We start from the raw sequence: 14,173 nt of genomic DNA on the forward strand, positions 1-14,173 counted from the left end.
CGCCGGGTTCCCCCGGCGCGGAGCCATCCCCCGGCCCCGGCCGCCGGGTCTCGCGGCACCGACCGTCCCCCGCCACCGGCCCCGCCGGGCCCCCCGGCGCGGAGCCGGCCGGGCGGGCCGGGGCCCGCTACCGCGCGTCAGGACTCGAACGTGGCCGCCAGGGCTTCGGCGAGGCCGGGGACGAGGTCGGCACCGGTGAGGACCTCGGTGGGGGAGTCCTTCTCGCGCAGCCGCAGCGCCGACTCGCGGGCGCCGTCGCGGAGGACCGCGACCGTCATGCGGACCTCCTGGCGGTCGGGGTGGGCGGCCACCCACTTGGCCAGGCCCGCCTCGTCCAGGCCGTCCGGCACGGAGGCCTCGGCGGACGGCGGGAGCATCAGCCGCTCCACCGTCATCGCGCAGCCCGCCACGGCGTCGGGCCAGGCGATGGTGGCGAGGAACTCGTCGAGCGGCCGGTCGGCGGGGATCTCGTCCTGCTCGATCGGGGTGAGGGGGGCGGCGGCCTCGTCGGTGTCGAGGCCGAGCTGGGACGCCAGGGCCGGCTCCTGGGAGCGCAGCCGCGCGGTGTCGACCAGGGCGAAGAGCCGGGCCGGCTGGTCCCAGCCGAGGCCGGACGCGTACTCGTCGATTTCGAGCACGGCGCGGGTCAGCGGGCTGGCGGCCATCGGGGGACCTGAGGGAGAAACGTTGGACATGGTCAATATCCTGCCTCCTTTCGACCCGGAGACGGGAACTAGGTAAAGCTTCAGTAAGTTGCATGAGTGGGCTCTACGATCGCTGGGCCTGCTTCACCACACGACCGCGAACTCGAGGGGCGCACGTTGGCTTTCCAGATGCCGGACCGCGGCGGAGGCCCGACCGGGCCACGGATCAGAGTCGGCCGGCCGTCCCGGCGGGCCCGTACCCTGCTCATGACACTGGGCGTACTGGCCGTGCTGGCCATGCTCTTCGTCATGTTCGCCGGGTTCTGGACGGACTGGCTGTGGTACAGGTCCGTCAATTACTCGTCCGTCTTCACCACCACCCTGTGGACCAAGATCGGCCTCTTCGCCGTCTTCGGTCTGCTGATGGCCCTGGCGGTCGGACTGAACATCTGGCTCGCGCACCGGCTGCGCCCGCCGCTGAGCGCCATGTCGCTGGAGCAGCAGAGCCTGGATCGGTACCGGATGGGGCTGGCCCCGTACAAGAAGTGGGTGCTCCTGGCGATCACCGCCCTGGTCGGGCTGATCGCCGGTGCCTCCGCGTCCGGCCAGTGGCGCACCTGGCTGATGTGGGTCAACGGCGTGCCCTTCGGCCAGAAGGACCCGCAGTTCGGCATGGACGTGGCGTTCTACGCCTTCGACCTGCCCTGGTACCGGTTCCTGCTGGGCTTCGGCTTCGCCGCGACGGTGCTGTCGCTGATCGCCGCGGCCCTGACGCACTACCTGTACGGCGGGCTGCGCGTCACCAGCCCGGGCGCGCGCGCGACGGCCGCCGCGACCGGTCACCTCTCCGTCCTGCTGGGCGTCTTCGTCTCGCTGAAGGCGGTCGCGTACTGGCTCGACCGGTACGGCCTCGCGGTGAAGTCCAGCGACTTCAAGGCGACGGGCAACTGGACGGGCCTGAGGTACGTCGACGCCAACGCCTACCTGCCGGCGAAGACCATCCTCTTCTGCATCGCCGCCATCTGCGCCGTGCTGTTCTTCGCGACGCTCTGGCGCCGCACCTGGCAGCTCCCGGTGATCGGCTTCGGGCTCATGGTCCTGTCGGCGATCCTCATCGGCGGGCTCTACCCGGCGATCGTGCAGAAGTTCCAGGTCCAGCCCAACGAGCAGGCCAAGGAAGCGCCGTACATCGAGAAGAACATCGACGCGACGCGCAAGGCGTACGACATCGACCGGGCGAAGCCGGAGAACTACTCCGGCAAGTCCACGGTCAAGGCGAAGGACAAGCTGCGCGCCGATGCCGACCTGGCCGCCAGCTACCGCCTGGTCGACCCGAACATCGTGTCGCCGACCTTCCAGCAGCTCGAGCAGCGGCGGAAGTACTACCAGTTCCCGACCACGCTCGACGTCGACCGGTACCAGGGCAAGGACACGGTCATCGGTCTGCGTGAGCTGAACATCAGGGGCATCCCGAAGCGGAACTGGATCAACGACCACTTCACGTACACCCACGGCTATGGCGCGATCCTGGCCACGGGCACGGCGACGGACGCCAACGGTTCCCCGATCTTCAACGAGGCCGGCCTGCCGACCAAGGGCGAGCTGGGCAAGTACGAGCAGCGGATCTACTACGGCGAGAAGACCGAGCAGTACTCGATCGTCGGCGGTCCGCAGAAGGAGCTCGACTACGAGGAGAACGGCGAGAAGACCACCAGCTTCAAGGGCAAGAGCGGGGTCAACCTCTCCAACGCCTTCAACCGGGCCGCCTACGCCGTCGCCTTCAGCGAGCCGCAGATCCTGTACTCGGGAGCCATCGGCGACGGTTCGCGGATCCTCTACAACCGCACGCCCAAGCAGCGCGTGGAGGCGGTCGCCCCCTGGCTGACCATCGACGGCGACGCGTACCCGGCGGTCATCGACGGCAAGATCCAGTGGATCGTCGACGCCTACACGACGACGAACGGCTACCCGTACGCGTCGCGTACGACGCTGGGGGACACCACCACGGACTCCCTCACCGCCGGCAACCAGACGCGCGCGGTCGTCGCCCAGCAGAACCAGGTCAACTACATCCGCAACTCGGTGAAGGCCACCGTCGACGCCTACGACGGCACGGTGAAGCTGTACCAGTGGGACACCCAGGACCCGGTCCTCAAGACCTGGATGAAGGCGTTCCCCGGCACGGTTCAGCCCAAGAGCGCCATCAAGGACAGCCTCCGGGAGCACCTGCGCTACCCGCAGGACATGTTCAAGGTCCAGCGTGAGCTGCTGACCCGCTACCACGTCCAGGACGCCGCCCAGTTCTACAGCGGCAGCGACGCCTGGCAGGTGCCGGACGACCCGACCAACAGGGACGGCAACGCGGTTCCGCCGTACTACCTGAGCCTGAAGATGCCCGGGGACACGGCGCAGCGGTTCTCGCTGACGACGACGTTCACGCCGAACGGCCGGCCCAACCTGGGCGGCTTCATGGCGGTCGACGCCGACGCCAACAGCAAGGACTACGGCCGGATAAGGCTGCTCAGGGTCACCCAGGACGTGCCGGGCCCGGCGCAGGTGCAGAACAAGCTCAACAGCCTGCCCTCCGTGGCCCAGTTCGTCCGTGACCTCAAGGGCGCCGACTCCGACATCCAGTACGGCAACCTGCTGACGGTGCCCCTCGACGGCGGCTTCCTGTACGTGGAGCCGATCTACGCACAGGGCCGCAACGCCGCGTATCCGCTGATGCGGAAGGTGGCGGTGTCGTACGTCGACGCGGACCAGCCGGAAGGCGACACGACCAAGGACACCACGGTGTTCGAGGACGACCTCGCCAAGGCGCTGAACGCGGTCTTCGGGGTGGACGGTGAGACGCCCACCACACCGCCGCCACCGAGCGACCCGACCAAGCCGCCGGCCACCGGTGAGGTCGCGCTCCAGCAGGCGATCGCGGACGCGCAGAAGGCGTTCGCGGACGGCGAGGCGGCCATGAAGAAGGGTGACTGGAACGCGTACGGCAAGGCGCAGGAGGCGCTGGCGGAGGCGCTCCAGCGGGCCGCCGCGGCCGACGCCCAGCGCAAGGCGGACGCCGGCAAGAACGCCGACGGCAAGCCGGCGGCCGGGGCGGCCAAGCCCGGGCCGGGCGCCGGTACGGCCGGTGCCGGCAAGCCCGCGTCCAGCGGCTGAACCACGGTGGGTGCCCCCGCCCGGCCTTCGGGCGGGCGGGGGCGTCCCTGGGTCGTGATACGGTAGTGACACAACGACGCGGGGTGGAGCAGCTCGGTAGCTCGCTGGGCTCATAACCCAGAGGTCGCAGGTTCAAATCCTGTCCCCGCTACTGAAAGCAAGGGCCCGGATCCTTCCAGGATCCGGGCCCTTGTCGTGTCCGTGGGGAGCGGGGCTGGTGTGAAGAACGGCCCTGACGGGGGCAGTTGGGGTGAGACGTGTTTGACTTGTCTCCCTGTGGGCATGTCGACAAAACGCTGAAGTGACCTCACTGGCTGCGGTATACCAGGTGTACGCGGGTAGCAGGTGGTGCGACGATGGGAATTATGGGGGACAGGGCAACTCTGTTGGAGACAGGGCGGTTTGTGCAGCGGCACGCCGAAAGCGCCGCGGACGTGATGAGTGACGCTGCCATGGAGACCACCGCCATGGACAGCACCGAGACCAGCGACGCCGTCGAGACCGAGGAGCGTCACCGCCGCGCCGCCGAGAACGGCGACACCGCCGCCATGAGCGTCCTCGGGGCCCTGCTGCTGCGCCGTGGCGACCTCGACGGCGCCGAGCCCTATCTCCGCGCCGCCACCGCCGACGGCGACCGCGCCGCCGCCAACAACCTGGGCGTCCTCCTCCACCAGCGCGGGTACGCCGACGAGGCCGCGGGCTGGTGGCGCATCGCCGCCGTGGCCGGCTCCGCGGCCGCCGCCCACGCGCTGGGCCGCCACTACCGGGAGCGCGGCGACGAGCCGGCGGCCGAGTACTGGCTGCGCCAGTCCGCCGAGCAGGGCCACGCCCTCGGCGCGTACGCCCTCGCCGACCTGCTGGAGCACCGCAGCGACGTCGGCGCCGAGCGGTGGCTGCGCGCCGCCGCCGAGCAGGGCCACCGCGAAGCCGCCTACCGCCTCGCCCGCGCCCTGGAGCGGAAGGCGGACGCCAAGACCGCCGAGGACACCGCGGCCACCACCGGCGGTGAAACCGCCGAACAGTGGTACCGGCAGGCCGCCGCCCGCGGCCACCGGCGCGCCGCCCTGCACCTCGGGGCCATCCTCGAACGGCGAGGCGAGCTCAAGGAGGCCGGCCGCTGGTACCTGACGTCCGCCAAGGACGGCGAGTCCCGCGCCGCGTGCGCGCTCGGGTTCCTGCTCCGTGACGCGGGCGACGAGGAGAGCGCCGCCGTCTGGTGGCTGCGCGCCGCCCAGGACGGCGACGGCAACGCCGCCAACGCGCTGGGCGCCCTGCACGCCGCCCGTGGCGAGCACCAGACGGCCGAGCGCTGGTACCGCGCGGCCACCGACGCGGGCGATGTGAACGGCGCGTACAACCTCGGGCTGCTCTTCGCCGCCCAGAACCGCGTCTCCCAGGCCGAGCAGTGGTACCGCCGAGCCGCCTACGCCGGTCACCGCGAGGCCGCCAACGCCCTGGCCATCCTGCTCCTCCAGAGCGGCGACCCGAACGGCGCCGAGCCGTGGTTCTCCAAGGCCGCCGAGGCCGGCAGCGTCGACGCCGCCTTCAACCTGGGCATCCTCTACGCGGGCCGGGACGACGACGAGACGGCGCTGCGCTGGTACGAGCGGGCCGCCGCGGCCGGCCACACCGAGGCCGCGCTCCAGGTCGGCATCGCCCGCCTCCGGGACGGCGACGAGCAGGAGGCCGAGCGCCACCTGCGGTGCGCGGCGGGCGGCGGCAGCGCCGAGGCCGCGTTCCGCCTGGCCACCGTGCTGGACGCCCGCCAGGCGCCCACCGGGCCGCCCGCGCTCGGTGAGCCGCAGGCGCCGAAGAGCGAGTGCGAGGAGTGGTACGAGCGGGCCGCCGAGCAGGGCCACCGCCGCGCCCAGGTACGGGTCGGCATGCTGGCCGCCGCCCGGGGGGACACCGCCGAGGCGGCCCGCTGGTACCGGGAGGCCGCCGACGCCGGCAGCCGCAACGGCGCCTTCAACCTGGGCCTGCTGCTCGCCCGCGACGGCAACGAACGCGAGGCGTCGCTCTGGTGGACCCGTGCCGCCCGGGCGGGCCACGGGCGCGCCGCCCTGCGCCTGGCGCTGCTCGCCGCCCGCCGGGGCGAGCTGACCGAGGGCCGCCGCTGGTGCGCCCGCGCGGTGGAGCTGGGCCCGGCCGAGGTCGCCGAGCGGGCCGCGCGGCTCAGCGAGGCGCTGCACCAGGAGCTCACCGCGTAGCGCTGAGGCCGGATACGCCGGGCGGTGGCCCAAGGCTCGCTTATGGATTTGCGCTGGTCCAAACGGTCCCGTAAGGTTGTGTTCACCGACGCGGGGTGGAGCAGCTCGGTAGCTCGCTGGGCTCATAACCCAGAGGTCGCAGGTTCAAATCCTGTCCCCGCTACTGAAGCCGAAGGCCCGGATCCATCAGGATCCGGGCCTTCGGCGTTTTCGCGGGCGGGCGACATGGTCCGCCCACGACGAAGCCCCCGGCGCGCGGCCGGGGGCTTCGTCGACGAGCCGCGTCAGGCGGACGCGCAGTCCGGGCAGACGCCGCGGTAGGTGACTTCCACGTCGGAGATCGTGAAGCCGAAGCGCTCGGTGGCCGGCAGGTCGGCCAGCGGGTTGCCCGTCGGGTGGACGTCGCGGATCGCGCCGCAGCGGGCGCAGACCAGGTGGTGGTGCGGGCGGTGGGCGTTCGGGTCGTACCGCTTGGCGCGGCGGTCCGTGGACACCTCCAGGACCTCACCCAGCGTCACCAGCTCGCCCAGCGTGTTGTACACCGTCGCGCGGGAGATCTCGGGAAGCCGCTCCACCGCGCGGGCGTGCACCTCGTCGGCGGTCAGATGAACGTGGTCCCCATCGAGGACCTCGGCCACGACACGTCGCTGGGCGGTCATCCGCCAGCCGCGTCCACGCAGTCGTTCCAACAGGTCACTCATGAAAACCAGCCTAACAGCAGGGGACCTAAGTCCCGAATCGGTGTGGCTTTGGAAGCAGGCTTGACTTAGACAAAGTCCATTGTAGGATCGGGGACGGCATTAGCCAAGGGACAGGACTTGCAGGACAACGCAGGATTCACGCAGGAGGCGCACGTGACGCAGGGACCGCTCACCACGGAGGCCGGCGCGCCGGTCGCCGACAACCAGAACAGCGAGACCGCGGGCGTCGGTGGTCCGGTTCTCGTCCAGGACCAACTGCTGCTGGAGAAGCTCGCCCACTTCAACCGCGAGCGCATCCCGGAGCGCGTCGTCCACGCGCGCGGCGCCGGCGCGTACGGCACCTTCACGGTGACCGCCGACGTCACCAAGTACACCCGGGCGAAGTTCCTCTCCGAGGTCGGCAAGCAGACGGAGACGTTCCTCCGCTTCTCGACCGTGGCGGGCAACCTCGGTGCGGCCGACGCGGTCCGTGACCCGCGTGGCTTCGCGCTGAAGTTCTACACCGAAGAGGGCAACTACGACCTCGTCGGTAACAACACCCCGGTGTTCTTCATCAAGGACGCCATCAAGTTCCCCGACTTCATCCACACCCAGAAGCGCGACCCGTACACCGGCTCCCAGGAGGCGGACAACGTCTGGGACTTCTGGGGGCTGTCGCCCGAGTCGACGCACCAGGTGACCTGGCTGTTCGGCGACCGCGGCATCCCGGCGAGCTACCGCCACATGGACGGCTTCGGTTCCCACACCTTCCAGTGGAACAACGAGGCCGGCGAGGTCTTCTGGGTCAAGTACCACTTCAAGACCGACCAGGGCATCAAGTGCCTCACCCAGGACGAGGCGAACAAGCTCGCGGGTGAGGACCCGGACTCCCACCAGCGCGACCTGCGCGAGGCGATCGAGCGCGGCGACTTCCCGTCCTGGACCGTCGGTGTGCAGATCATGCCCGCCGCCGAGGCCGCGACGTACCGCTTCAACCCGTTCGACCTCACCAAGGTGTGGCCGCACGCGGACTACCCGGTCATCGAGATCGGCAAGCTGGAGCTCAACCGCAACCCGCAGAACATCTTCGCCGAGGTCGAGCAGTCGATCTTCTCCCCGGCGCACTTCGTGCCCGGTATCGGCCCCTCGCCCGACAAGATGCTCCAGGGCCGGCTCTTCGCCTACGGCGACGCCCACCGCTACCGCGTCGGCATCAACGCCGACCACCTGCCGGTGAACCGTCCGCACGCCACCGAGGCGCGGACCAACAGCCGTGACGGCTTCCTGTACGACGGCCGCCACGCCGGCGCCAAGAACTACGAGCCCAACAGCTTCGGCGGTCCGAACCAGACCGGCCGTCCGCTGTGGCAGCCGGTTCCGGTGACGGGTGTGACCGGCGACCACGAGGCGCCCGTCCACGCCGAGGACAACGACTTCGTGCAGGCGGGGAACCTCTACCGGCTGATGTCGGAGGACGAGAAGAGCCGTCTGATCGACAACCTGGCGGGCTTCATCGCCAAGGTCTCGCGCGACGACATCGCCGAGCGTGCGATCAACAACTTCCGCCAGGCGGACGAGGACTACGGCAAGCGGCTGGAGGCCGCGGTCCAGGCCCTGCGCGGCTGAACAGCACTGGATCGCTTGTCGTAAGCAGAGGGCCGGCTCCCGTTTCGGGGGCCGGCCCTCTCGCCGTTCCGCGCTAGCCGGCGGTCAGTGTGGCCGCGCGCAGCCGTACGGGCGCCCAGCAGCGGATGATGTCGCGTACGGAGACGATGCCGACCGGCCCGTTGCCGTCCAGCACGATCAGGTGCCGGAAGCCGCCATGTGCCATGGCCTGTGCGGCTTCCTCCAGGGTCCAGCCGGGTGCGGCGAAGACGACGTCGGTGGTGGTGTGCGCGCCGGCCGTCTCCAGGTCGGGGTTCTGGCCGGTTCCCACGGAGACGAGGATGTCGCGCTCGGTGAGGATGCCGAGGCCGCTGGTGTCCTGGTCCAGGACGACGGCGGCGCCGACGCGGCGCGCCGCCATCAGCGCGGCTGCCTGGCGCAGGGTGTGTGCGGGGCCGATGGTGAGGACGACCGTGCTCATGGCGTCACGTACGAGCATGTGCGGAGCCACCTCCTTGGTGAATCCCCATGAGAAAGGATTCACAAGTTCACAAGCGGGGGGACTCTTACAGTGGCAGCCCGCAAGGGCCTCAACAAGAGGGCGTGCACCACCTGGCGCCCGCACGCCACAACGGACGGCAGGCGCCAGGGTGCTCAGTAGCGCTGGTTCAGATAACCCAGGAGCTCCTCGTGGAGGAGCCCGTTCGACGCCGCCGCGTTGCCGCTGTGCGGGCCGGGCTTCCCGTCGAGGCCGGTGAACGTGCCGCCCGCCTCCTGGACCACGATCGCGGTCGCCGCCATGTCCCACAGGGACAGCTCCGGCTCCGCGCAGATGTCCACCGAACCCTCCGCGACCATCATGTACGGCCAGAAGTCGCCGTAGCCGCGCGTCCGCCAGCACGCGCGCGTGAGGTCCAGGAAACCGTCCAGCCGCCCCTGCTCCTCCCAGCCGCTGAGCGAGGAGTACGCGAACGAGGCGTCCGACAGCTCCGCCACCTTCGACACCTGGACGCGCGTGGCCGACGTCAGGCTGCGCCCGGTGTACGCGCCCAGCCCCTTCGCCGCCCACCAGCGGCGGCCCAGCGCGGGCGCCGACACCACGCCCACCACGGGCTGGAAGCCGCCCGGACCGGCCTCCATCAGCGCGATCAGCGTCGCCCACACGGGCACCCCGCGCACGTAGTTCTTGGTGCCGTCGATCGGGTCGATCACCCAGCGGCGCGGGCCGGTGCCCTCCACGCCGTACTCCTCGCCCAGGATCGCGTCACGCGGCCGCGCCCGCTGCAAATGGCCCCGGATCAGCTCCTCGGCCGCCTTGTCCGCCTCGCTCACCGGCGTCATGTCGGGCTTGGTCTCGACCTTCAGGTCCAGGGCCCGGAACCGGTCCATGGTGGCGGCGTCGGCGGCATCCGCGAGGACGTGGGCGAGACGCAGATCATCGTGGTAATCGGCCATGGGGCGACTCTATCCCGGGGGATCGGCTGCTTCAGCAGGGCCTATTGACAGTGCGTGGCCGCCCGTCAACTCTGAGCGCAGAGCCGAGGCGACGGCCCGGGAGGCGACGGCCTGGGAGGCGACGATGCCCACCGCCCGAGAAGCACTGCTCGACGCCGCCATGGCGGCCCTCGGGGGACTGCCCTGGTCGGCGGTCCGGATGGTCGACGTGGCGTCCGCGGCGGGCGTCTCCCGGCAGACCCTCTACAACGAGTTCGGCAGCAAGGAGGGGCTCGCCCGCGCCCTGGTGCGGCGCGAGGCGGACGCCTATCTGTACGGGGTCGAAGGCGTCCTCCAGGAGCGGTCGGACGCCGTCGAGCGGCTCGTGTCGGTCGCCGAGTGGACCGTCGGCGAGGCGGCCGCGCGGCCGCTGCTGCGTGCCCTGCTCACCGGCTGCTGGGGCGACCGGCTGCCCGCGCCGCGCTCCGCGCCCGCCCGCTTCCGGGCGCCGGCCGGGCCCCCGGCGCAGCGCCGCGCCGACGCGGGGGCGCCCGGTCCCGGCGAGCTGGTGGCGGCCGTACGGGAGCGGTCGCGGACCGCGCTGGAGCAGGGCCACCGCGGCGGCGGGCCCACGGAATGGGCGCCGTCCGGGGCGTACGAGGCGGGGGACGGGGGCGCGCACGGCGACGCGCGTGCGGACACCCGTGAGGACGCCCGTGAGGCGGCGTGCGAACTGGCGGTGCGGCTGGCCCTCTCGTACGTGATCGCACCGGGGCGCGGGGACATGGGCTCCCTGCTGCGCCACGCCCTCAGTGCGGTGACGAGCCCGACAACTGCAGACCGATGACCCCGACGATCACCAGCGAGATCGAGATGATCTTCAGCGTGGAGACCAGGTCACCCAGGAAGATCATCCCGTAGACCGCTGTGCCCGCCGCGCCGATGCCCGTCCACACCGCGTACGCCGGGCCGACGTCCAGCTTCCGCAGCGACAGCGTCAGCAGACCGAAGCTGCCCATCGCGAAGCAGGCGAACGCGACGGTGGGCCACAGCCGGGTGAACCCGTGCGACAGCTTGAGGCAGACCGCGAAGCCCGTCTCCAGAAAACCGGCGATGATCACCAGCAGCCACGCCATCGTCAGTGCCTCCCGCGTCGGTGACCTCGGTGAGTGATGTCGGTGACTGCTTCGTGTCACTTGGTGCGATTATGCATTTACCGGGCCGAGCCATCCGCAAACGTGCGCGGCTCAGTCGCCCTCGCGTCGCTCCCGCGTGGCGAGGAGCCGCCGGAGCGAGTACAGCCGCGCCGGATCGGCGTGGCCCTCCGTGACCCACGCGTCCAGCGCGCAGTCCGGCTCGTCGTGGCTGCACGCGCGCGGGCACTGCTCCGTGCCCGGCTCCAGGTCCGGGAAGGCGTGGATGACCCGGGACGGGTCCACGTGGTTCAGCCCGAAGGACCGCACGCCCGGGGTGTCGATCACCCATCCCTCGGCGCGGTCCAGCGGCAGGGCCAGCGCCGAGGTGGTGGTGTGCCGGCCGCGGCCGGTCACCGCGTTGACGTCACCCGTCAGCCGCCGGCGGTCCTCCGGCACCAGCGCGTTCACCAGGGTCGTCTTGCCGACGCCCGAATGACCGACGAACGCGGTGGTGCGGCCGGCCAGGTGCTCGCGGACCCGGTCGGCGGCGGTGTGGCCGTCGTACAGCTCGTCCTGGCTCGTCACGACGTACGGGATGTCGAGCGCGCCGTACAGCTCCAGGAGCTTCTCGGGCGGGGCCAGGTCCGACTTGGTGAGCACCAGCAGCGGCTCCAGGCCGCCGTCGTACGCCGCGACCAGGCACCGGTCGATCAGCCGGGGGCGCGGCTCGGGGTCGGCCAGGGCGGTGACGATGGCGAGCTGGTCGGCGTTGGCGACGACGACCCGCTCGTAGGGATCGTCGTCGTCGGCCGTACGGCGCAGGACGGACCCGCGGGGCTCGATGCGGACGATCCGCGCGAGGGTGTCCTTCTTGCCGGACAGGTCGCCGACCAGAGAGACCCGGTCGCCGACGACGGCGGCCTTGCGGCCCAGCTCGCGGGCCTTCATCGCCATGACGACCCGGTCGTCGACGAGGCAGGTCAGCCGGCCGCGGTCCACGGTGAGGACCATGCCCTCGGCGGCGTCCTCGTGCTTGGGGCGGATGTTGGTCCGGGGCCGGTTGCCCTTGCGGTTGGGACGGGAACGGATGTCGTCCTCGTCGGTGTGCTTGCCGTAGCGGCGCATGTCGTCAGGCCTCGAGCATTCCGAGCATTCCGGTCCACATCTGCGGGAAGTCCGGCAGGGTCTTCGCGGTCGTCGCGACGTTCTCGATCTCCACGCCCTGGACGGCGAGGCCGATGACCGATCCGGCCGTCGCCATCCGGTGGTCGTCGTAGGTGTGGAACACGCCGCCGTGCAGCGGGCGCGGGCGGATGTGCAGCCCGTCCGCCGTCTCGGTGACGTCACCGCCCAGCTCGTTGATCTCCTTGGTGAGCGCGGCCAGCCGGTCCGTCTCGTGCAGCCGCAGGTGGGCGACGCCGCGCAGCGTGGAGGGCGAGTCGGCGAGGGCCGCGACCGCCGCGATGCCGGGCGTCAGCTCGCCGACCTCGCTCAGGTCCACGTCGATGCCGTGGACGGTGCCCGTGCCGGTGAAGGTGAGGCCCTGCTCGGTCAGCTCGCAGGAGCCACCCATCTCGGTGAAGATCTCCCGCAGCGCGTCACCGGGCTGGGTGGTGCGCTCGGGCCAGTCGGGGATGGTGACCCGCCCACCGGTGACCAGCGCGGCGGCCAGGAACGGCTGGGCGTTGGACAGGTCCGGCTCGACGGTCAGGTCGCGGCCGAGGAGCGCGGAGGGGGAGACCCGCCACACGTTCGGCTCGCCGCCCGTCTCGGGCTCGTCGACCTGGGCGCCGACCGCCCGCAGCATGTCGACGGTCATCCGGATGTGCGGCATCGACGGGAGCTTGGCGCCGGTGTGGCGTACCTCCACGCCGTGGTTGAAGCGCGGCGCGGACAGCAGCAGGGCGCTGACGAACTGGGACGACGACGAGGCGTCGATCTCCACCGGGCCGCCCTCCAGCGCCCCCGCCCCGTGCACGGTCATCGGCAGCGAGCCGCGCCCGTCGTCGTCGATCCGGGCGCCCAGGACGCGCAGGGCGTCGATGACCCCGTGCAGCGGCCGCTCGTAGGAGCGCGGGTCGCCGTCGAAGCGGACCGGCCCGGTGGCGAGCGCCGCGACCGGCGGGAGGAAGCGCATGACCGTTCCGGCATTGCCGACGTCGATCGTGGCCGGGCCGTGCAGGCCCGCCGGGATGACCCGCCACCGCTCGCCCGTGCCGTCCGGGCCCACGCCCTCCTCGATGCCGACGCCCATGGTGCGCAGGGCCTCCGCCATCAGCAGGGTGTCGCGCGAGCGCAGCGGGTGCCGCAGCCAGCCGGGCTCGGAGGCGAGGGCGGCGAGCACCAGGGCCCGGTTGGTGACCGACTTGGACCCGGGCACGGTGACGGTCGCGTCCACGGCTCCGCTTGCGTACGGGGCCGGCCAGAGATCGAGCTGCGCGGGGGTTTCGGTCATGCCCCTCACTTTAGACGGGGCAAGTGGTCACGGCCGATCACGGACCGAGCAGCCAGGGCCCCTATCGGTCCCTATCGGTTCACACGGGCGTGCGGCGGGGGCACGTACGGGCGCTCGGCGCCGCCCCCTGGTGTCACAGGCCGAGCAGCCAGCGACCGCCGCCGATCAGGGAGCAGAGCGAGACGGCGTGGAAGAGGAACAGCCACAGCGCCGCCGGGACGTGCGTGAGCCGCGAGAGCTGGTCGGCGTCCGAGTCCGGGGCACCCCCGTGCCGCCGCTTGGCCTGGAGCTCGAAGACCGGACGCACCCCGCCCAGCAGCAGGAACCACACCGCGCTGTACGCGAACGCCGACTGGACGTCCGGTTCCGTCAGCCACGACACCAGCAGGAACGCGGCCCCCGCCAGGACGACGGTGAGCGCCCCGTAGGCGTTGCGGATCATCACCAGCATGGCCAGCAGCAGCGCCGTGGCGATCCACAGCAGCAGGGTGATCCGGTGCGCGGCGAGCAGCCAGGCGCCGCCCAGGCCGAGCAGGGACGGCGCGGTGTAACCGGCGGCCGCGGTCAGGATCATGCCGAGGCCGGTGGGTTTGCCACGGCTGACGGTCAGGCCGCTGGTGTCCGAGTGGAGCCGGATGCCGTCCAGGCGCCGCCCGGTGAGCAGGGCGATCAGCCCGTGGCCGCCCTCGTGGGCGATGGTGATGGCGTTGCGCGAGAGCCGCCACACCCCGTGCGGGGCGGTCACGGCGAGGGCCGCCACGGCGGTGACGACGACGAGCCACAGGTCCGGGGCGGGCTGGGTACCGAGGATGTCGGTGCTGGCCATTTCTCGGACGGCTCCTCA

12 protein-coding genes and 2 tRNA genes are annotated in these 14,173 nt (G+C 71.5%); 6 read left to right on the forward strand and 8 right to left on the reverse strand.

Annotation, left to right across the window (positions count from 1 at the left end; all coding sequences use genetic code 11):
• Nucleotides 1–137: 137 nt before the first annotated feature.
• The gene (locus tag ACZ46W_RS08090; protein ID WP_366127551.1) at nucleotides 138–695 is read right to left on the reverse strand and encodes a PPA1309 family protein; all 558 of its coding nucleotides are present in this window, start codon (nucleotides 693–695) and stop codon (nucleotides 138–140) included.
• 138 nt (nucleotides 696–833) lie between these two features.
• Between ACZ46W_RS08090 and ACZ46W_RS08095 the strand changes: the two genes are divergently transcribed.
• The 4 genes from ACZ46W_RS08095 (at nucleotide 834) to ACZ46W_RS08110 (ending at nucleotide 6,182) form a co-directional block, all read left to right on the forward strand.
• Nucleotides 834–3,809, forward strand: coding sequence for a UPF0182 family membrane protein (locus ACZ46W_RS08095; protein ID WP_468334700.1), 2,976 nt, complete (start codon nucleotides 834–836; stop codon nucleotides 3,807–3,809).
• A 77-nt stretch (nucleotides 3,810–3,886) separates the two neighbouring features.
• A tRNA-Met gene (locus ACZ46W_RS08100) sits at nucleotides 3,887–3,960 on the forward strand.
• A 205-nt stretch (nucleotides 3,961–4,165) separates the two neighbouring features.
• A complete protein-coding gene (locus tag ACZ46W_RS08105; RefSeq protein WP_468333207.1) occupies nucleotides 4,166–6,019 on the forward strand; it encodes a tetratricopeptide repeat protein in 1,854 nt (617 codons plus the stop codon).
• An 89-nt stretch (nucleotides 6,020–6,108) separates the two neighbouring features.
• Nucleotides 6,109–6,182 (forward strand) — tRNA-Met (locus ACZ46W_RS08110).
• A 121-nt stretch (nucleotides 6,183–6,303) separates the two neighbouring features.
• Here ACZ46W_RS08110 and ACZ46W_RS08115 read toward each other — a convergent pair.
• Entirely contained in the window at nucleotides 6,304–6,720 is a 417-nt protein-coding gene (locus tag ACZ46W_RS08115; protein ID WP_366127549.1) for a Fur family transcriptional regulator, read from the reverse strand.
• Nucleotides 6,721–6,873: 153 nt separating this feature from the next.
• Between ACZ46W_RS08115 and ACZ46W_RS08120 the strand changes: the two genes are divergently transcribed.
• The gene (locus ACZ46W_RS08120) at nucleotides 6,874–8,325 is read left to right on the forward strand and encodes a catalase (RefSeq protein WP_468333211.1); all 1,452 of its coding nucleotides are present in this window, start codon (nucleotides 6,874–6,876) and stop codon (nucleotides 8,323–8,325) included.
• A gap of 73 nt (nucleotides 8,326–8,398) precedes the next feature.
• On the opposite strand, the gene ACZ46W_RS08125 is transcribed toward ACZ46W_RS08120, so the two are convergent.
• Both ACZ46W_RS08125 and hisN read right to left on the reverse strand, forming a co-directional pair.
• On the reverse strand, nucleotides 8,399–8,803 hold the full coding sequence (locus ACZ46W_RS08125) for a CBS domain-containing protein (RefSeq protein WP_468333214.1): 405 nt from the start codon (nucleotides 8,801–8,803) through the stop codon (nucleotides 8,399–8,401).
• A gap of 155 nt (nucleotides 8,804–8,958) precedes the next feature.
• The gene (hisN, locus tag ACZ46W_RS08130) at nucleotides 8,959–9,759 is read right to left on the reverse strand and encodes a histidinol-phosphatase (RefSeq protein ID WP_468333217.1); all 801 of its coding nucleotides are present in this window, start codon (nucleotides 9,757–9,759) and stop codon (nucleotides 8,959–8,961) included.
• Nucleotides 9,760–9,883: 124 nt separating this feature from the next.
• Here hisN and ACZ46W_RS08135 point away from each other — a divergent pair, with 124 nt between their 5' ends.
• Complete coding sequence (locus ACZ46W_RS08135; protein ID WP_468333220.1) at nucleotides 9,884–10,585, forward strand: TetR/AcrR family transcriptional regulator; 702 nt, start codon at nucleotides 9,884–9,886, stop codon at nucleotides 10,583–10,585.
• Here the strand turns inward: ACZ46W_RS08135 and ACZ46W_RS08140 are convergent.
• The 4 genes from ACZ46W_RS08140 to ACZ46W_RS08155 form a co-directional block, all read right to left on the reverse strand.
• Nucleotides 10,548–10,874, reverse strand: a complete 327-nt coding sequence (locus ACZ46W_RS08140; protein WP_366127544.1) for a DMT family transporter — start codon at nucleotides 10,872–10,874, stop codon at nucleotides 10,548–10,550. The genes ACZ46W_RS08135 and ACZ46W_RS08140 overlap by 38 nt on opposite strands.
• A gap of 111 nt (nucleotides 10,875–10,985) precedes the next feature.
• Complete coding sequence (gene rsgA, locus ACZ46W_RS08145; RefSeq protein ID WP_468333224.1) at nucleotides 10,986–11,999, reverse strand: ribosome small subunit-dependent GTPase A; 1,014 nt, start codon at nucleotides 11,997–11,999, stop codon at nucleotides 10,986–10,988.
• 4 nt (nucleotides 12,000–12,003) lie between these two features.
• Complete coding sequence (gene aroA, locus ACZ46W_RS08150; RefSeq protein ID WP_468333227.1) at nucleotides 12,004–13,329, reverse strand: 3-phosphoshikimate 1-carboxyvinyltransferase; 1,326 nt, start codon at nucleotides 13,327–13,329, stop codon at nucleotides 12,004–12,006.
• A 133-nt stretch (nucleotides 13,330–13,462) separates the two neighbouring features.
• On the reverse strand, nucleotides 13,463–14,155 hold the full coding sequence (locus tag ACZ46W_RS08155) for a M50 family metallopeptidase (protein ID WP_468333230.1): 693 nt from the start codon (nucleotides 14,153–14,155) through the stop codon (nucleotides 13,463–13,465).
• Between the last annotated feature and the right edge of the window lie 18 nt (nucleotides 14,156–14,173).

This window comes from Streptomyces sp. NPDC031064 (assembly GCF_055570965.1).

Excerpts from the sequence above, each read along its gene's own strand:
- ACZ46W_RS08090 (WP_366127551.1), bottom strand. The coding sequence starts at position 695 with ATGTCCAACGTTTCTCCCTCAGGTCCCCCGATGGCCGCCAGCCCGCTG.
- ACZ46W_RS08095 (WP_468334700.1), top strand. The coding sequence starts at position 834 with ATGCCGGACCGCGGCGGAGGCCCGACCGGGCCACGGATCAGAGTCGGC.
- ACZ46W_RS08105 (WP_468333207.1), top strand. The coding sequence starts at position 4,166 with ATGGGAATTATGGGGGACAGGGCAACTCTGTTGGAGACAGGGCGGTTT.
- ACZ46W_RS08115 (WP_366127549.1), bottom strand. The coding sequence starts at position 6,720 with ATGAGTGACCTGTTGGAACGACTGCGTGGACGCGGCTGGCGGATGACC.
- ACZ46W_RS08125 (WP_468333214.1), bottom strand. The coding sequence starts at position 8,803 with ATGCTCGTACGTGACGCCATGAGCACGGTCGTCCTCACCATCGGCCCC.
- hisN (WP_468333217.1), bottom strand. The coding sequence starts at position 9,759 with ATGGCCGATTACCACGATGATCTGCGTCTCGCCCACGTCCTCGCGGAT.
- ACZ46W_RS08135 (WP_468333220.1), top strand. The coding sequence starts at position 9,884 with ATGCCCACCGCCCGAGAAGCACTGCTCGACGCCGCCATGGCGGCCCTC.
- ACZ46W_RS08140 (WP_366127544.1), bottom strand. The coding sequence starts at position 10,874 with ATGGCGTGGCTGCTGGTGATCATCGCCGGTTTTCTGGAGACGGGCTTC.
- rsgA (WP_468333224.1), bottom strand. The coding sequence starts at position 11,999 with ATGCGCCGCTACGGCAAGCACACCGACGAGGACGACATCCGTTCCCGT.
- aroA (WP_468333227.1), bottom strand. The coding sequence starts at position 13,329 with ATGACCGAAACCCCCGCGCAGCTCGATCTCTGGCCGGCCCCGTACGCA.
- ACZ46W_RS08155 (WP_468333230.1), bottom strand. The coding sequence starts at position 14,155 with ATGGCCAGCACCGACATCCTCGGTACCCAGCCCGCCCCGGACCTGTGG.